A 484-nucleotide genomic window follows, 5' to 3' on the forward strand; every position below is an offset into this window, starting at 1 on the left:
GCCCAGAAGTCATCCATATCGTGATAGCTTTGCCCAAACTGGAGATAGGAAGCGGGATGGGTCCCACATCCGTACACAATCCCAACCTGTTTGGACACCGGGGGTCACTGGCTTCACGCCGCCTGCGAGCCAACGCTCGTCGCATCCTCACTCCAGTACGCACTGGTCATGAATGATTAACGCCGAGTCGAATTAAACCAGGTTCACATTTTAATGTTCTCCTTGTCACCTGACGAAGATCAGTGCGGTCCCCAACCGGCCGGAAGCATCCTTGGTGTCCCATACTCAGGAGAGACCGATGCAACACCACGATCTGGATGATCTACGTCGCATTGCTGCCATCGGGACCTGCCGAGACCGGCTGCACATGACCCGGCCGGAACGCCTCGAGCGATGGGCCGAGGTTCTCGAAAACGAGCCAGGACGCCTGCTGAACTCCCTAGGGGAAATCGAATGGCGGCCCGTGTCCGAACGCCCACTGATG

General features: G+C 57.6%; 1 protein-coding gene. It reads left to right on the plus strand.

Going from position 1 to position 484, the window contains the following annotated elements:
• Positions 1-298: 298 nt before the first annotated feature.
• On the plus strand, positions 299-484 hold a 186-nt coding region (locus AC2JF9_RS08620), incomplete at its 3' end, for a hypothetical protein (protein ID WP_500726941.1).

This window comes from Lactobacillus sp. C449L, from assembly GCF_059900815.1.